13 protein-coding genes and 1 pseudogene are annotated in these 17627 nt (G+C 52.5%); 4 read left to right on the plus strand and 10 right to left on the minus strand.

Annotated features, from left to right (window positions below; genetic code table 11):
• Window positions 1-4 precede the first annotated feature (4 nt).
• The 4 genes and pseudogenes from BLT38_RS21180 to BLT38_RS11125 all read right to left on the minus strand — a co-directional run.
• Window positions 5-268: pseudogene (locus BLT38_RS21180) on the minus strand (c-type cytochrome); the annotation flags it as partial.
• Between the two features lie 6 nt (window positions 269-274).
• Window positions 275-1444 (minus strand): FG-GAP repeat domain-containing protein, encoded by a 1170-nt coding sequence (locus tag BLT38_RS11115; protein WP_083345236.1) that lies wholly within the window; start codon window positions 1442-1444, stop codon window positions 275-277.
• Window positions 1445-1487: 43 nt separating this feature from the next.
• A complete protein-coding gene (locus BLT38_RS11120) occupies window positions 1488-2327 on the minus strand; it encodes a ThuA domain-containing protein (RefSeq protein ID WP_083345237.1) in 840 nt (279 codons plus the stop codon).
• A 143-nt stretch (window positions 2328-2470) separates the two neighbouring features.
• Window positions 2471-3370 (minus strand): sugar phosphate isomerase/epimerase family protein, encoded by a 900-nt coding sequence (locus BLT38_RS11125; RefSeq protein WP_172838233.1) that lies wholly within the window; start codon window positions 3368-3370, stop codon window positions 2471-2473.
• A 121-nt stretch (window positions 3371-3491) separates the two neighbouring features.
• On the opposite strand from BLT38_RS11125, the gene BLT38_RS11130 reads away from it, so the two are divergent.
• The 3 genes from BLT38_RS11130 (at window position 3492) to BLT38_RS11140 (ending at window position 7707) form a co-directional block, all read left to right on the plus strand.
• Complete coding sequence (locus tag BLT38_RS11130; protein WP_083345239.1) at window positions 3492-4169, plus strand: response regulator transcription factor; 678 nt, start codon at window positions 3492-3494, stop codon at window positions 4167-4169.
• 413 nt (window positions 4170-4582) lie between these two features.
• Window positions 4583-5560, plus strand: coding sequence for a sensor histidine kinase (locus BLT38_RS11135; protein WP_172838235.1), 978 nt, complete (start codon window positions 4583-4585; stop codon window positions 5558-5560).
• Between the two features lie 65 nt (window positions 5561-5625).
• Complete coding sequence (locus tag BLT38_RS11140) at window positions 5626-7707, plus strand: PQQ-binding-like beta-propeller repeat protein (RefSeq protein WP_156785101.1); 2082 nt, start codon at window positions 5626-5628, stop codon at window positions 7705-7707.
• A 151-nt stretch (window positions 7708-7858) separates the two neighbouring features.
• Here the strand turns inward: BLT38_RS11140 and BLT38_RS11145 are convergent, their stop codons facing one another.
• From BLT38_RS11145 to BLT38_RS11170, 6 genes are all read right to left on the minus strand, one after another.
• Complete coding sequence (locus tag BLT38_RS11145) at window positions 7859-8401, minus strand: acid phosphatase (RefSeq protein ID WP_172838236.1); 543 nt, start codon at window positions 8399-8401, stop codon at window positions 7859-7861.
• Between the two features lie 172 nt (window positions 8402-8573).
• A complete protein-coding gene (locus BLT38_RS11150) occupies window positions 8574-9614 on the minus strand; it encodes a YncE family protein (protein ID WP_231966431.1) in 1041 nt (346 codons plus the stop codon).
• An 18-nt stretch (window positions 9615-9632) separates the two neighbouring features.
• Window positions 9633-12683 (minus strand): TonB-dependent receptor, encoded by a 3051-nt coding sequence (locus tag BLT38_RS11155; RefSeq protein WP_083345244.1) that lies wholly within the window; start codon window positions 12681-12683, stop codon window positions 9633-9635.
• A gap of 85 nt (window positions 12684-12768) precedes the next feature.
• Window positions 12769-14235 (minus strand): YncE family protein, encoded by a 1467-nt coding sequence (locus tag BLT38_RS11160; RefSeq protein WP_083345245.1) that lies wholly within the window; start codon window positions 14233-14235, stop codon window positions 12769-12771.
• Between the two features lie 165 nt (window positions 14236-14400).
• A complete protein-coding gene (locus BLT38_RS11165) occupies window positions 14401-15816 on the minus strand; it encodes a sensor histidine kinase (RefSeq protein ID WP_231966432.1) in 1416 nt (471 codons plus the stop codon).
• A 2-nt stretch (window positions 15817-15818) separates the two neighbouring features.
• Window positions 15819-16496, minus strand: coding sequence for a response regulator transcription factor (locus tag BLT38_RS11170; protein WP_083347050.1), 678 nt, complete (start codon window positions 16494-16496; stop codon window positions 15819-15821).
• Window positions 16497-17262: 766 nt separating this feature from the next.
• Between BLT38_RS11170 and BLT38_RS20965 the strand changes: the two genes are divergently transcribed.
• On the plus strand, window positions 17263-17505 hold the full coding sequence (locus BLT38_RS20965; protein ID WP_331711423.1) for a DUF417 family protein: 243 nt from the start codon (window positions 17263-17265) through the stop codon (window positions 17503-17505).
• The last annotated feature ends 122 nt before the right edge of the window (window positions 17506-17627 follow it).

The raw sequence follows: 17627 nt of genomic DNA on the forward strand, positions 1-17627 counted from the left end.
AAAGCAGCCGGTTTTGCTCATCCGCAGAGAAGTCAAAGCTTGGCATCCCCCGTTCAAGCCGACCATCATGTACCAGCGATTTAAGCTCTTGATCCGTGTGATAGCGAACGAAGCCTAACAAGGAAGGCGCTCGCCCGCCACCGCTACCATCTCCACCATGGCAGATGGAGCAATGTGACTCGAACATGGCCGCTGCCGAAGGCGCTGGTGATTGCGCAATGCATGAAGAAACAGACCAAAGGAGCAACAATCCTGCAACAAATCGCATGTGTACTTAGTGCCTGCTGGTGTTCGTAGAATTTGTTTGATTTTCAAAAAGAAAAAGTCCGGTCTTCCCGCCCATCACCAGATCCAGATCACCATCGCCATCCAAATCGGCGACTGCGATTTGCATTCCTGCGCTGATGCGTCCGCCATAATCAATGACGTGCTTGATCCATTCGATTGATCCATCCGCAGCCTTACGGTACTCGTACCAATAGATACCCAGCGGTTCCCTTTCGCCCGGGTCGCTGCCGTTGTGAGCCATATAGCGCTTACCAGTTACAAAGTCAGGTCTGCCATCGCCATTCAGATCCACCATCGTCATGGCATGCGCTTGAGACCACGTGTCATCAATGACGTGCTTCTGCCACTTGCCGCCGCCCATGTTTTCCATCCAGAACAATCCATAGTCATGGGCTACCGAAGTAACCAGGTCAACTCTTCCATCACCATTCACGTCAAGGGCGTAGATGTAACCGACGCTTTCAAGATTGAATTCCTGATGGAACGTCCAATTGGGCGTTCGAGGATCAGCGGGCGCTTCTAGCCATCCAAATGGCGTGATGATGTCGTTTCTGCCGTCACCGTTTAGATCGCCAACTCCAATGCCGTGGCCATAACTGCGGGTGCTGACAACGTGTTTCAAGACGCTCTCATTCGTGATCTCAAACCACGCGAGTGGATCGACCATCGTGTGGCCTCCCCACTGCGGTAGCACGGCGGGTGTCTTGCTGTTCTGGTCCAGGCTCACGAGAAAACTGAACTCAATACTGTGACCGGACTCGATGAGATGCTCTTTCCACTCACCTGTTTTTCCTTTTGGGTTTTCGTTCCACCAGATACGGTTTCCATGCGAAGCCGAGCTGACGACGTCGAGATATCCGTCATGATTGACGTCGACTAGAAGATCCGTCAGGTCTTCCGTCGCGTTGCGATAGTATTCGATCGACCGAAACGTATGCTTGATCCAACGGGGTCCCTCATACCAGTTTTCGCCGGAGACGATGTCTGGATGTCCGTCGTTATTCACGTCTCCCACGGCCGCAGTCTCGAATGCTCCAGGGTCAATCATTCTGCTGGTAAAGACGATTTCCGCAGAACGTCTCTCCGCCTGTATCGCAGATACGACTCCTAGTAACGCGGCAGCGAGCACCGCGATCAACTTCATTCGCTTCATCATCGCTCTCTTGATTTGTTTTCGTTTTGATCAGGTGTTTAGGGACTCAGTGCGATGCCTGCCTACCATTAGCGACTTCGGGCAACGGAGGTATTGATACGGCATTTGTTGCGGCCCATTCGGTGCCTCGAACAAACGTGGAAATGAAACCTGGTGTATGTACCGCGCGCATGTCATTGCCAAGCATTGTGGCAAAAACACGGCCACTTCCGTAGGCATGCGTCCACAACAGCGGTTCATCTCGCGAAGGGCTTCCTGGTTCCGGTGCTGGACTTCGTGGCTTCGCCACATATTGAGAATGGTCATCCCATCCCGTCGCCAGAATGTGCAGATCACCAAGTGGGACACAGTCGAGTCCTGCATAGAGCTCATCCGTCTTTGCCATGAAAGATGAAGCCATCCCTCGTGTTATCGGATGGTCCGAGTCTCGGATGTCTACCTTGTAATCATGAACTGGCGCATGGTAACTGGCACTTGTCTTCCATACACAACCAACTAACTGCCGGTACTCCGTCCAGTTCTGAAAGGATGCAGCCGAATGGTGATAGACCACCAACCCTTTCCCTGATCTGACGAAGTTCAGTAGCGCCTCTTTAGTGGAGTCGCTCCAATCCGGCACATTCAATTTCTCATCGGAATAGTCCAGAACAACCACATCATACGGACGCAGTGTCTCTTCACCCGCTCCTTTAAATTCCTCCGTGACACGCACCTCAAACTTCCCGGTGGCCTCGAGCAGCCCTTTGAGATACGGGCTCGTTTCGCGCCATGGATGCTTGTCCTGCCCAGTGACAATCAACACTTGAATGGCGTGGATCGTGGGTGCTGGTGTCTGCGCGACAACTGGCGAGCAGGAAATCAACAACAGGAACATCTTCCGCAGCATTCGCTGGTCTCCATGAACTCAACTGAGACAGTCCGTGTCAGAGGGCCGGCATCAGAAGTGCATTACAACAAGCGAATCTAAAAATAACCTTGGGAAATCTGCTCTATGAATAGAGATTCACACGAGCGCGTCATGGCTCACATTCAGAATGTGAGCCTTAGGTTCTCAGTCATATAGCGATACATGGCCTCATCGCCAGCCCCACTTTCTCCCATGACCCACCCCGTAAATCGACTTCGTTTCAGTTCCGCCACGATGCCAGCCAAATCGACATTGCCTTTGCCAAAGGCCACATCGCCCGCCTTCAGGACAGATCCATTCGGAGGCGTAGGCGAGAAATCCTTCAGATGCACAGCAACCAGGCGTTTCCGATACTTCTTGCAAGCTTCCACTGCATCCTCTCCGCCTGCGGCCAGATGCCCCACGTCCGCTACGAAGTGAACAAAACGTTCGTCGGTGGATTGCAGAACCTGCTCATACAGATGATGATTCACTTCCCTTTGTTCCGGGTGATACGCAAGCTTCACTCCCCATTGCTCAAAGACGTTCCGCGCCACTTCGTTCAGGTTCTTAATCCATGTCTTCAGGTCGATCTGACTGTATGCCGCTTCATCTGCCACTTCGTTGAGGATCGATGAAGGCGCAATCATATGTGTGATGTAGTGGCCTCCAATCTTCGACATAAACTCTCCCAACAACAGATGTTGCTGCCGAATTGCTTCCAACTCAGATTGTTTGTCCATATGGCTGTACTGCGCCAGGCCAGGCATACGGATTCCAAGAGCGGACATCCCTTCGCGAAGCTCGGGCAAGCGTCGCAGGTACGCTTCTGCAATCTGTGCACGAGTGTTGTTGAACTCGATGTCATGCACTCCAAGCGCAGCTACTTCATGTGCGTGATTCCAGAAGTCCTGCACTCCTGTCTCAACCGTGGTCTTGCCAAAGGGAACGAGCCCAACTTTGAACCGCGAGATGAGTTGTGTTTGCGGAACGAAAGATACCGCGAAAAGCGAGGCCTTTCGCAGGAATTCTCTTCTTGGCATGGGCTGCGTTGAAACGATCATTTCGGTACAACAACACATGAATTTAAGCTGAATCTAAAAAAATGGCCCTGTTACCGTTTTTTCACGTTCTGGGTTTGCGCTTCCTCTAACGTCTCGGCATATGCAGATTTTGGTTGTGGAAGATCGCCCTCGGATGGCGCGCCTCCTGGACCGTGCCCTGCGGCGGGACGGCCATACCGTCACTCTTGCCTTCGACGGTGAACAAGCTATGGAATATGGCCGGTCACCGCACCTGGACGTGATTCTCCTGGACGTTGCGCTTCCCGGGATCGACGGCTTCACCGTTCTAAACACTTTGCGCACGGAGCGATTGACGACGCCCACCATCATGCTTACCGCGCGTGATTCCATGGAAGACATTGTTCGTGGCCTGGACCTGGGAGCGGATGATTACTTAACCAAACCATTTTCGCTAGCGAATCTGCTAGCCAGAATCCGTGCAGTTTCACGCAGACGGCCTGTAATCCAGACAGAACGCCTGGAATTCCGAGACTTGGCACTTGACCGCTCGACACATCAGTTGTGCCGGTTGGGCCGATCAATGCCACTCAGTCGGATCGAATTCGCTCTGATGGAGAAACTCCTCCGCAACGCTGGCATGGTTGTTACGAAAGATGTGCTAGTGGAAGCGGCATGGGGACTCGGTGCCGATGTGAGTGACACATCGCTCTACGTCTACATGCGAGCGCTGCGCAACAAGATCGCTTCCGACGGCGAGCGGCAGCTTCTTCACACCATTCGCGGCGTCGGCTATACGCTTCGGCAAGCCCAAGTATGAAACGAAGAAGCTCGATCTCTCTGCGGTTGACCGTATGGTTTTCTACCGCGTTTGTTCTCGGCTTTCTCGTGTTTGGCGTTGCCATGTACTTGGAGCTTTCGTACTCTCTTGCCGCAGGCAGAGACAAGACCCTTCTTCACCGTGCGAACCGTGCCGTCACTCTACTCACTAACTGTCACGTAGGCAGCCCGCTGTGTGTGCAGAGATTTGATGATTTCGCCGCAGCCACTCCAGAAGGAAATCTGATTCACGTATTTGATGTAGACGGCAAACGGCTCTATCCGGTGGTGCAAGACCCATCCGATACCTTCCCATGGCCGTCTGGTGTCACGCCGCAAGATCGCCTCTTCTCCAAGGTCAAATATCAGAACGCGATCTTTCGTATGCTCTCCGAACCCGTAACCATTGGAACGGTGCACTATCGAATCGTTGTTGGTGGCCAACTCAACGACAACCGGGTGTTGGTCAATCAGTTCAAACATGGCCTTCTGTGGACAGCCCCCATCCTCTTGATCTTCTCTGCAGCCATCGGTTTTTTCCTGAGCACTCGCGCGCTCAGACCGGTTGCACGATTGATCGCATCCGTCCGTTTAATCAGCATCGGGAATCTTTCAAGAAGACTTCCCGCACTTCACTCCGGGGATGAACTTGAGGCATTGACAGAGACGTGTAATGAGATGCTGGCTCGATTGGAAACCGCGGTCGGGCAGATCACGCGATTTACCGCCGATGCCTCACATGAATTGAGAAGCCCCATCTCTTACATCTATACGCAATCGGAATATGCGCTCAAGAATCTTCCGCTTGAGGAAGAGAGTGCCGAATGTTTTTCCCAAATCTTGCGGGAGTGTGAAGAAGCCACTGCTCTTCTAAATGACATGCTTACACTTGCACGGTGTGATTCGGGCCATTCCGGTATGACCTTCACTCGCACGAACCTCAAAGGCATTCTGGATGACGTGTATCTAAGAGCTGCACCGCTCGCAAAAAGCAAGCAACAGAGTCTCACGCTCGAAGTGGATCGGCATGAACCTACCTGGATCATGGGCGATCCACCAAGTCTTCGCCGACTCTTCTGGATCCTGTTGGATAACGCAATCAAGTACACGCCGATTGACGGTGAGATCAGCATCCGTCTACGGACTGGCGGGAGTGAAGCGTGTGTCGATATTAAGGACAACGGGATTGGAATTCCGCAAGACGCGTTATCGAATATTTTCGGTCGTTTTTACCGCGTCGACAGAGCAAGAACGTTGGCTGAAGGCTCAGGTCTCGGCCTTTCAATCGCTAAGTGGATTTCTGACATCCATCGTGGCGATCTTTCAGTAAAGAGCTCCGAGAATATCGGATCCATCTTTCAAATCTCCTTCGGAACGACTAACGCAGGCTAATGACTTTTATTACTTTGAATTCTTTCTTTCGACGCTCTCTGTTACAGCAATGGAGCACTCTCGTCATGCTTGCTATCGCAGCTGGCATTCCCGCGCAGCAGCCCGGAACCACAAAGGACTGGGGCGCATATCAAGGGGGACCTGACTCCATCCACTATTCCAGGCTTACCCAGATTGATCGCACGAATGTCCAGACCCTTAAAGTTGCCTGGACATTCGATACAGGCGAAGTATCAAAATCGAAAAGGGAGTTTGAATCGAATCCACTCATCATCCACGGGGTTCTTTACGGCCTCAGTCCCTCAGTTAAAGTGTTCGCTTTGGATGCTGCCACCGGCAAGCAATTGTGGACGTTCGATCCGGCAGCGGGGACGAAAGAGATTGGAAGTACGCGAAATCGCGGCGTTACTTATTGGTCGGATGCGAGTGGAAAAGACAGTCGTATCTTCGTAACCTTCCGTCAGTATCTCTACGCCATTGAGGCCAAGACCGGAAAGCTCGTTGAGAGCTTTGGAGACAAAGGACGTGTCGATCTCAGAATCGGTCTCAGACACGAAGGAGAAGGCCTTTTTGTCACCATGTCGACTCCGGGCGTCATTTACAAAGACATGCTCATCTGCGGCAGTATGATCGCCGAACAACTTCCGGCATTCCCTGGGGACATTCGCGCTTTTGACGTACGCACAGGCAAGATCCGCTGGCAGTTCCACACCATTCCCCATCCGGGCGAATTTGGTTATGAAACCTGGCCTAAAGATGCATGGAGATACAGCGGCGCTGCGAACGACTGGGCAGGATTAAGTCTTGATCGCAAGCGAGGTATCGCTTACGTACCGCTTGGTTCTGCTGCTCCTGATTTCTACGGCGGCGACCGCGTAGGAAATAACCTGTTTGCAAATTCACTTGTGGCTCTCGATGCAAACACCGGGAAGCGTATCTGGCACTACCAGTTTGTTCATCACGACATCTGGGACAGGGATCTCAATGCACCGCCCGCGCTCGTCACAATCAAACGAAACGGCAAGGTCATTGACGCTGTCGCACAAACAACCAAAACTGGTCACGTTTTCGTCTTTGATCGTGTCACTGGAAAACCGCTGTTCCCGATTGAAGAGAAGCCCTATCCCAGCAGCACAATCCCCGGCGAGATTACGTCTCCTACCCAACCCTTGCCCATAGCTCCGCCAGCCTTTGCACGTCAGACCATGACGGAAAGGGACATCACCAACCGCACACCGGAAGCGCACGCTGCAGTTCTCCGGCAGTTCCAATCGGTTGTGAGCAATGGTCAATTCACTCCCCAGACCCTTCAAGGGACTGTTCTGTTTCCTGGATCGGATGGCGGCCAGGAATGGGGTGGGCCATCGTTTGATCCTGAAACTGGATTGCTCTACACAAACGCCAATGAAATGGCGTGGATTGTGAAGATCGCAAAGCGACCTCCACCGTCAGCTTCCAACAGCGGGAAAAGTCTTTACACCGCAAATTGCTCCGGCTGCCACAACGCCAACTTATCTGGCAATCCGCCGGACGTTCCAGCGCTGACTCGCCTGGATCAGCGGTTGACTAACCGTGAAGTAGTTACGCTGATCCGTGGCGGCAACGGACGAATGCCCGCGTTTCCTCAACTTAACGCGCTCGAGATGAATGCGATTGCGGAATATGTCCTCAAGGGTAACGACAACATCGTTAGCGCAACTTCATCCGCTTCGCAGCAGCGATACATGCTTGGCAGCTCAACTCGTTTTCTCGATCCTGATGGCTATCCTGCGATCACACCGCCCTGGGGAACTCTCACGGCGATCGATCTCAACAAGGGCACATTCGCCTGGCAAATTCCATTGGGAGAGTATCCGGAATTGGCTGCTAAAGGTTTGAAAAACACTGGATCCGAAAACTACGGCGGCGGTGTCGTCACTGCCGGTGGCCTTTTGTTTATCGGGGCAACGAACTATGACAAGAAGTTCCGAGCCTTCGACAAGGCGACCGGGAAGCTACTCTGGGAGACGACACTCCCCTTCGCTGGTAACGCAACTCCAGCCATCTATGAAGTCAACGGTAAAGAATATGTTGTGATTGCGGCGGGCGGCGGCAAGTCCGTCCATGACATTTCGGGAGGAGAGTATGTTGCCTTCGCTCTACCTTAACCAGTAAGAAGTGTACCGAGTCCACCAGCGCATCCTTACACTAATTTGCGGATGCGCTGGTGGAACGATACAGGGAGTGTATGTGGCATCTGGCGTTCCGTAACGCTGATCAGTGCCCGAACTCCAACCGGCGTAGTGCCGCTAACCCTACCTACAGTTTGTTCCGATTCCATTCCTGGCGAGCCGCTTGAACGTCATGTTGATAGCTGGGGTCATTCAGCATTGCACCGAAAAGTATGGCTGAGGCGATGCGGCTTGCCTCAACGTCGGATTGGTAGTGGACGCCGCAGACGAGACGATTGTGAGCATATTCATCTGCCCGCCTCAAGATTGCGTCATGCTTCTCCGGATCAATCTGGGCAAGGACGTAGGCGAAGAGATATCCCAGCATGGCATGACCGCTTGGATACGATGGCTCCTTGCTGAGTGCACACACGGGATGAACTCGATCCGATCGCACATAGGGACGCGGTCGAGCAAAGTGATGCTTCAGAGGTGGATCCACAATCTCCGAGTCGTTCTTGAGACGACGCGATAGCTGAGCCATTGCAGGCAGCCGTGCAGACGTGAAGTTTGGCCCCATAACATCGACGAAGATAAACATGTCTTCTTCTGTATCGTCCTGCTTGGCACGAAGCACATCTTGTTCAGTGCGCGCATCTTGGAACTTCAGGATCTCGACCAACTCCGCCATATCCTGAGGTGACCCTATTACTGGAGGCGGAGCAAGACTGAGATCAATGTGCAGTTGATCCGACCTGAAGTAAAACGGTGCTTTCCTCGCTTGCTGTTGAGCAGGCGAGGAAAGCACGGCAAGGAGCAAGGAAGCCGCAAGCATACGGTTTCTAACTGGAGACAAGTGACACCTACGGATTGACGCGATAGACAAGGAGAGCTGCGATGTCCACATCCGTCTTGGGATGGATAACGAAGAAACGATGTACCTGCGGAACGTAATAGGAGGTCTTTCCACCATTCGTGGGGATGTTTGCGATTGCGGTGTACGTGTTCGGATCGTCCTGGTGGAAGATCGATAGACCCTGTGTTCCGCTGACGTAGACACGCTTAAGTATTGGATCCCACGTCATGTCATCGTTGATATTGACGCAGTCCTGTTTCGAGACCACTTTGCCAGTGCTATCGAAGACGTAAAACAGACCAGGCTTTCTGCCGGCAACGAAAATGTGCTGCGACTCTTTGTCCATGGTCAGTGCTGTATTTCCACTCAATTCCGGCGTTGTCCATGTGTCAATCACCTTGCGTGCATTCAGGTCCACGACACCGATCTGTTTCTTATCCCGAATGTTTACGTAGAGGCGGTTGTGAGCCTTGTCCGCCACCATACTCTCCACGTTGTTCCCAGGAATTGCAATCGATCCGATCAGTTTGTTCTCATCGACGGAGAAGATCGAGATGACAGAATCAGGTAGGTTCGCCGAGACCCCACCGTTCCCGATGTAATACAGCCGATTCTCTGAATCAAAATAAGCAGCATCCGGAGAATCGCCCTTGCCTGTTGCTGAGCCGTCGACCAGCTGAATACGATCGAGGCGATGGAAGTCTTCGCCCGAGATGAGTACGAGAGAAGAATCTCCACCGTCACAGATCATCAGTTCGTCTTTGCTTGGCGCAAAGGCGATGGAGTGTGGCGTCTTGAATCCACCGATGCTCCGCAGATGCTCTCCGGTCCGGAGGTCGAACATCTCGATGGATTTGTGTATCTCAGCGGCGACGAAGAGATGGTTTCGCTTCACATCAACCGCGAAGTGATCAAAGTCGCCGACCACGTCTGGAAGGTAGGTCGTCCGTAGCAGTGTCAGCGGTTCCCGTTTGTCTGCTGCCGCATGAGCCGAGACAAAACAAGTCGTGAGCGCAAGAAGCGACAGAATAGCGTGCGTGAGTTTCATTGAATTCATCCTGATTCGTTAATAGTTGAGTCGGAGTGAGAACTCGAGAACGCGCGGCGTACCTGAGCCGACAAGTCCTGCAGAGTTGACGGGAGAAGTAATCAAGCCAAAGCTCTTGGGCACGCTCAGAGTTCGCACGCCACCTGTGGTGACTACGCTCAGAGCCGCGGATGGGCTTGCATACTGCGCTCGATTGAACATATTGAAGGCCTCGGCTCGAAAAAGGATGTTGCTCTTCTCCGTCGCATGGAATGACTTTTCGATTGCCGTGTCGTTCTGCCATAGAGCGGGGCCATTTGCGATGTTGCGCCCCGCAGTTCCCCAAGTCCCAATTGCAGGCAAGGCGAACGCCGCTGGATTGATCCACTGAGTAGTACTGCGATTCGGCAGATAGAGAGGTACGCCCGCGATACGATTCGGCCGTTGACTTTGGTTGTTGCCATCAGGCAATTCGCTGGCGGGCCGCGAGAGCGTTACGTTAATCGGAAATCCGGCGCGAGCGAAATAGAGCGTGTTGATCGACCAACCGCCGACAAGCAGATCCATAGCCTTGCTCGCGTTGTTTAGATAGGTTCTGCCGCGACCGAAAGGCAGATCGTAGACTGCGCTCACATTTCCACTATTGCGCGCATCAAAGTCGCTGCTTGCATATTCACATCGGAAGCAGGATAGATTCTGCGCCGCATCGCCATCGCCAGCACCAACTGAGCCGTCATTGAGCGCATGAGAGTACATGTAGTGACTACCAAAGAAGAGCCCATTGTGGAAGCGGCGCGACAGACTTACGACTACAGCATTGAATGTCGACATCCCCTGGTTGTACTTGGTATCAATCTGGCTGGGAAACTGCGGTAAAGGTCGTTTGTTCGTCGCTGGGTCGATCAGGTTTGTGTAGCTTCTGCGAAAGAGGTGCACACCATGCGAGCCCAGATAGGTCATGGTCAGTGCTGTCTGCCCAGGAAACGCTTGCTGCACCGAAGCCGTCCATTGCTCGACATAAGAATCCGGATGATGCAGTGCCATCGAGCGGGGCGTGAGCGCTAGTCCTGTCGAAGGCGTGAGCGCTGGGTCGACGGGATACGAGTATTGCACGAACGTACCGTTCGACTGAACACCGCTGGTCAGCAAGGTCGATGGTTCGTTGTTAACTGCAGGGCTATCTTCATCACCAAGCTGCACCTCGCCGTGATACACGCCAAATCCAGCACGAAAGACAGTATTCCCTTTCAATGCATCAGGCGAGTACGCAATCGATGCACGAGGATCGAAGCTTAGATAGTTCGGGTGATAGAAGAGTCCACCGAAACTGCAGTAGCCGCCGCACTCTGCAATGTCAAACGCGATGGCGCTGTTATGTACCTCATGAAATGGCGAGAAATAGTTGTAGCGCAAACCATAGCTGACGGTGAGGGCGCGCGTCGCCTTCCACTGATCCTGCGCATATCCAGCCACATGGGTCTTATGCATTCCCTTGTCCGGCAATGCTGCCGTCGTTTGGAAGGTGTTGAGTTGGTTGGCCTGAAATGCGCTCAAACTAAGAAAGGACGCCGTCCCATCAACAGAATTTTGTTCGTTGAAGAGGATGAACTCGACTTCAGCACCGAACTTCAGTGTGTGATTGGCCTTTGTCCATGTCACCGTTTCATTCACGGATTCAGATTGGCCGACTTGTTCTTTGCTGTAGTTCTCGTTGAGGGATGTGAGGCCGGTGATGGAGAAATTAAAAGGGAGACCGGTTTTCTGCGATTGGATGTAGACATTCCGATTGAACCCAAATTGCACTTCATTGATGGCGCGAGGGCTGATGACATGGGACTCTTCAAGCACAAAGTTCTGCAGTCGTGACTTTACGCTGACTGCTTGAGAGAGCGCATTCAATGCGCTTGTCGAGGCGCCGTCGTCAATGTTGTAACGGGCATATGCAGAATCGTTTCCAGTGAACCGATGGTCGATTCGAATCGTTCCTGCATTCTCGCTATTTGGACTTGGGACAACACCGATGTAGGTATATACATTTGGATCGGACGTAGGGGCCATACCTGCGGGGTATGCATTAACGATAGGAGCCAAAGAGGGTTGCGCCGCCGCAACGGTTGCACGAAAGGCGGGGCTGGGAACAAGCCCTGTCTGAGGGACGCCTCCTAAGTGCTGCTGAAAGCCTTCATAGTTTATGAAGAAGAAGGTGCGGTCCTTAATAATAGGACCGCCAATACTGGCTCCATACTGATTGAGCTGGAAGACAGGCCGCTTCGTCGATGACTTGAACGGACCCGCTGCATCGAAGTAATTATTGCGGAAATAATCAAATACGCTTCCGTGGAAGGCGTCTGTGCCTGTCTTCGAAATGAGGCTGACCTGAGCTCCCGCCGAACCGCCCGTGTCCGCGCCGTAGCCACCAGAGTCCACCTTGAACTCTGCTACCGCTTCGGTAGAAAACTGCAGGCGCAAAGCAGACTTCAATGAAGCGTGGAAGATGCCGCTAGCGTCCACACCATCAAGTCGGAAATTATTATCGTCTGTGCCATTGCCCGCGAAGCGGATGGAAGACTGTGCACCCGAACCAGAGTCAATGGCGCCGGGAGCCAACAATTCGAGATTCGTAAGATTGCGGCCATTCAAGGGGAGACGAGAAACCTGGACCGACTGGATTGTATCGCCCAAGGTCGCATCGCTCTTATTGAGTTGTGCGCCGTCACGGTCAGCTTCAACCGAAACCACCTCCGAAACGGTCCCAATTTGCATCGTTCCATTGACAGTACGAATGTCTCCCGAATGCAGGTCGAGGTCAGCGACACGCAGATCCTGGAATCCGGCCCCTTGGAAGACAACGGTGAAGCGTCCTATGGGCAAAGAAGAGACGACGTATTGACCATGGGCATTGGTAACAGTCTGACGTGTTTGATTAGTTCCTTCTTGCGTTATCGTCACACTCGCGTGTGACACTGCGGCGCCCGAGGAATCTGTGATCGTTCCGTTCAATTCGGCACGGTCGATCTGCGCAGTCATGGTGATGGGAGCCAAGAGTACTGCACTGAGAGCCAATACGCGGTATGAAGGCTTTGGAAACATGGACCTCTCCCTGTACGGGGTGGTTTTAGAAACGAAGGGTTACGCAGGCCAATCAGCCCGTAGTGTGAGTGCGAATTTCGGTGAGTTACCTAGACGATGTCACGAACAGGGACTGCAGGTCAGGAATCTGCGATGCAACTTCGGCCCGAATACGATCCGCTTGCTCTGCTGCTTCCTTTTCATTTCCAGCGGTCGTGCACGGAATTTCCATGACTAAAATTCCAATGTTGCGGTGTTGTGCATCGAACATCGGCATCTTCATGTTGTAGAACTGTCCGTCTTCAATTCGGGGGCCATAGATACCGCCCTCTTTCACTGCGGCAAAATCCCCTGGCGATGTATGGATTCCGAGACGCGTCTCGTTTCCATTCGCAATCAGAATCATGGTCTTCTGCCCGGGTGGAATGACATGCAATCCCATGCGGCGCAGTGTCGGATGAGCTGACAGTTCCTTCAGAACAATCTGTTCAGCGGCAGGAGCATCTACCGGCTCTTTCACATCCTTCGGAACAGCGCGCGGGGGAAAGGTGTTCGTTGGCTGAAAAACAAGAATATGAGCTGTCGACGTTGCACTCTTGGGAACGGCAACAAAGAGTTGATTTAACTCAGTCGACAGATATGCCGTACGGGCCCTTGCACCTGTCGGCTGGGCTCCACGGCTTTGATAGTGATCCAGATCGACCTGATCATAGATGTCCAACGAACCATCGGTGCTTGCATAGAGACGACGTGTAGCGGTCTCATAAATCAAGTCGTCTACACTGCTGTGAATAGGCAGGTTAGCCACCTGCTTGCCCGTATTGCTATCCAGCACTGCAATGTTCCCGCTACGGCAACCGACAAACAGCCTTTGGCGGGACTCATCAAGCGCCATGGCAACGTTCGTCTTGCAGTTCTGCAAAGGCCAACGCGCAACTTCGGTATTGCGATAGCGATCAAAAACGACAACTTCATTCGTCGCTTTGTCATTAACGTAGACACGTGGACGGTACGCGTCGAGAGCCATCGCTTCCAGCGTGTCGCCATTCACCTGAAGGTCTTGTACTTTCTCTGCCTTCACCGTATCGACAATGCTCAGCAATGAAAACTTCTTCCCGGCGTCTCCTCCGCCATTTACGGCATACATGAGCTTACGGGATGGGTCAAAACCCAATGCGTCCGCGTCCTTTTCAAGACTGATTCGTTTGATCAGTTTGTAGCTTTCACCGTCGTAAATGTCGAGCGATCCATCGCCACCATCAGTGACATATAAACGATCAGTTTCCGGGCGAAAGATCACATCGTGGGGGCGTTGCGATGCAATAGTACCCATCACACCACCACTTTTCAGATCAACAATCAAGACCTGCCTTACATCTTCCGCCGCAACAAACAGGCGGTTCCTCTTCACATCAACGGCTAAGTGATCAAAGCTTCCAGTTATTGATGCAGGCAGTTTGATTTCGCGAATCTGTTGAATCGGATCATTCGCACTCTTTGAAGGAGTTTGAGCAAACAACACATGAACACAAACAACTGCAAGTGCAGCGATTGAATAGAACCTGGAGGTCATAAGGTTTCCTAACTAATATCTCGATGGCTTGAGCCTATCTACTTCTGCCAGCGAATTTGTTAATCAGGGGTCAACGATCAGGCAATCCGTTCTCAGTAAATCTTCAGGTTGTGCGATGGTTGATTTGCTCGGGTAAACGTGGCTCTCTCGTCTCGTCGAGGTGACTCAAACGGTGGAAAAATTCAGACCTCTTGCCGGCGCTTGGGTATCGCTTGTATCGAACCACACGAGGAAACTCGACCCTTTTCCTCGCTGACTTTCAACAGAAATTCCTCCGCCATGTAGCTCTAGCAGGTTTCGTGCGATGGCAAGCCCCAAACCGCTTCCCCCGTCGCCAGGAGTACGTGCGGAATCAACACGATAGAAGCGATCAAAAATGCGGCTCTGATGTTCCGGCGCGATACCAATCCCTGTGTCTGTCACGCTAAGACAGCATCGATTATCCTCGCGCCATGTACCGACGGTGATGGAGCCACCTGTTGGGGTATAACGAATCGCGTTGTCGACCAGAATCATAAAGACACGTTCGGCAACCATTTGATTGCTCTGCACCGGAAGCGAGACCCCACTCTCATGGAGTACCAAATCAATGTGCTTCAAGGATGCCTGCTCTCTTGCTCGTGGAACGAGTGCTGACACAGAAGCACCTAAATCGAAGAGCTCTCGCTGCCCTGCATTTGCTTCTAAACCGCTTCGCGCGAGAGTCAGAAGATCAGCGATGAGTCGTGCCATCGAATCGCTCTCTTCCACGATGTTTGTGAGACCGCGTCGAATCCTGTTCCCATCCGCCAGATCCATCAGCAGAAGTTCTGCCGTGGACCGCACTACGGCTACTGGAGAACGCAGTTCATGTGACGCATCTGCAGTGAACTGTGCAACACGATCATAAGCCGACTCGATTCGATCCAGCATGGAATTTATCGTTTGGGATAGCTGGTCGAGTTCATCTCCATTGCCCTGCAGACTTAACCGCAGTTGAAGGTTGTGAGCATCGATCGTGCTTGCCGTGGCCGTGATGCGATCCACAGGAGTAAGGACGCGTCCGCTCATCCAATGTCCGCCAAGTGCAGCAAGTATGCCGGCTAGAGGCAGACATGCGGCAAGCAGGAGGGCCAGACGGTTAATCAGATTGCGATAGTCGGTTTGATCGACTGCAGCTTGCAATGAAAACTTGTAGGGTCCAATCTGTGCCATGCGACTAATGGTGCGAAACACATGACCATCACTTACTTGATTCCCTTTGTGGAGTTCTGCCGCGTAAGGCTGGAGATCGGATACGGGAGCCATTGCGTCAGGCTGGTAGACCAGAACACCATTGCCATCACGTACGCGGAACATTTTGCCGCGCGGCATCAGTGATGAGTGTTCGCGTAACTCTTCTCCGAGGTTATTCATTTCGTGTATCGCAAGCTTGTGATTGAGAAATGTCTCGATGCCATTGAGTCCCGAAGTCAACTCCGCATCTGCGGCCTTGCGCACTCCCCATGCGGCTGAAACGTACACGACGATACCCAGCACCAATACCGTTGCTGTAACAAGCGCCGCGTACCAAACTGTAAGCCGGAAACGGATGGTAGACACTTTCACAGCTGTCCCGCCGTGAGCTTATATCCAAAGCCCCGCACCGTCTGAATCAACTTTTGATCGTGTGCGGCATCTACCTTAAAACGAAGCTGCTTCATGAACGCGTCCAGAGTGTTGTTTTCTACCGTCGTCTCGTAACCCCACACCGCATTGATGATGGCATCTCTGCGTAAAACAACATTGGGATTTCGCATCAGGTATTCAAGCAACAAGTGTTCCGTCCGGGTTAGCGCAATGGGCACTCCGGACCGTGTTGCAATATGTGTCATGGGATCAAGGGAGAGATCGCCGATCTCGTAACAGAGGCTCTTAGAACCAGCACCTCTTCGAGCGAGTGCGCGGAGACGTGCGAACAGTTCTTCGAACGAGAATGGCTTTGTGAGATAGTCATCAACGCCGCTGTCTAGCCCATGCACCACGTCAGAGGTCGCATCTCGCGATGTCAACATCATGATGTGCGTCGAGATTTTACTTCTGCGAAGCTCTCGAGCAATGCTAAATCCATCGAGACCGGGTAGCATGGCGTCGAGCAAAATCAGCTCGAATGGATAATCGCGCCCGAGCGCTAACCCCTCCTGCCCCTCGAGAGCTGTCGTGACCCGATACGCTTGCTTCTCAAGCCCATCCCGCAAAATGGAGGACAACTTCGGGTCGTCCTCGATCACCAGAATTCGCATTGCAAGACCTCGTTTCCGGTCAGCATATTCAAGGAATCTGAACATTTCCTGAACGCAGTCTTTTCAGATGTTCTCAGATGCTTGTGAATGCTAGGTTTCGTTAGCGCAAACCGTACGAACCTAGAGCGATTTGAACAAATTGCGGTCGCCTCTCTTGGTTACGTCTGAATCGCGAAGATCGTATTCGGGCTCGGAGATCACCATCGGACCTTGCCTGAGGGACGAAAGACCGTTAAGGTTCCTTTCCGCAGCACGTGGAGATATCCCGTCGGTTCGTTCAGGTCGGGAGAAATCCCACAGTGCTTCCCTGAATAAAACATCCGTGCCGAGAGTGCGAACCGTTCAAAAAACGGCGCAAGAGGGCCATATCGAGACTATAAGGTATGCAAAAGACACTTAGGATCGATATCCGTATCGCATGATTTAGGCAGTTGCCTTCGGGCGTGCGAAGAAACAACTCCAAGGCGAACGGAAAGGAACAAGATTATGAATCAGTTAGGCGAGTCGGAAACAAAGTTGGAGGGTGGTTTGGTGCGGTTGACCGCTTGGGTTGAGGAGCGCAACATCGCTTTTCTGATCTGCAGCGTCGGCATGGCTGTAATGCTGCTTTGGGCAGGATCTTTCAAGATGACTCGGCCCCGGTGTTGAAGGCATCATTCCTCTGGTTTCTAACAGCCCACTGGTATGGTGGCATTTCAAGATCTTTGGACCTTATGTCGGATCAGACCTGATCGGTCTTACCGAATGGCTTTATGCAGTCCCGATCATCGCCGGTTACTTCAAACCGAAGGCGGGTATTCATGGCGGTCTTGTGGGTGTGGTTATGTTCTTCACGACCAGCACCATGCTCTTCAGCACTCCAGGTGCGCTCATTTCTGTACCAGGCATCTCCGGTATGCGGTACATGAGTTTTCTTGGCCTGTTTCTCTACAAGGACATCCTCGTTCTAGGTATCTCGTTTTACCTGATCGACTACTTCGGTAAGAAAGTAACCTCTCCTAACAAGTGAATCATGCGGTCGTCATCAAACGGGACGAAGCCGAGTTCGACAATTCCCGATTAGATCAGTACCACCACTCTCCCGTCACGGGATAGATTTGGCGCGCTTCACCATGATTGAAAGGAATCGAA

Source organism: Terriglobus roseus, from assembly GCF_900102185.1.
Taxonomy (GTDB): Bacteria; Acidobacteriota; Terriglobia; order Terriglobales; family Acidobacteriaceae; genus Terriglobus; species Terriglobus roseus_A.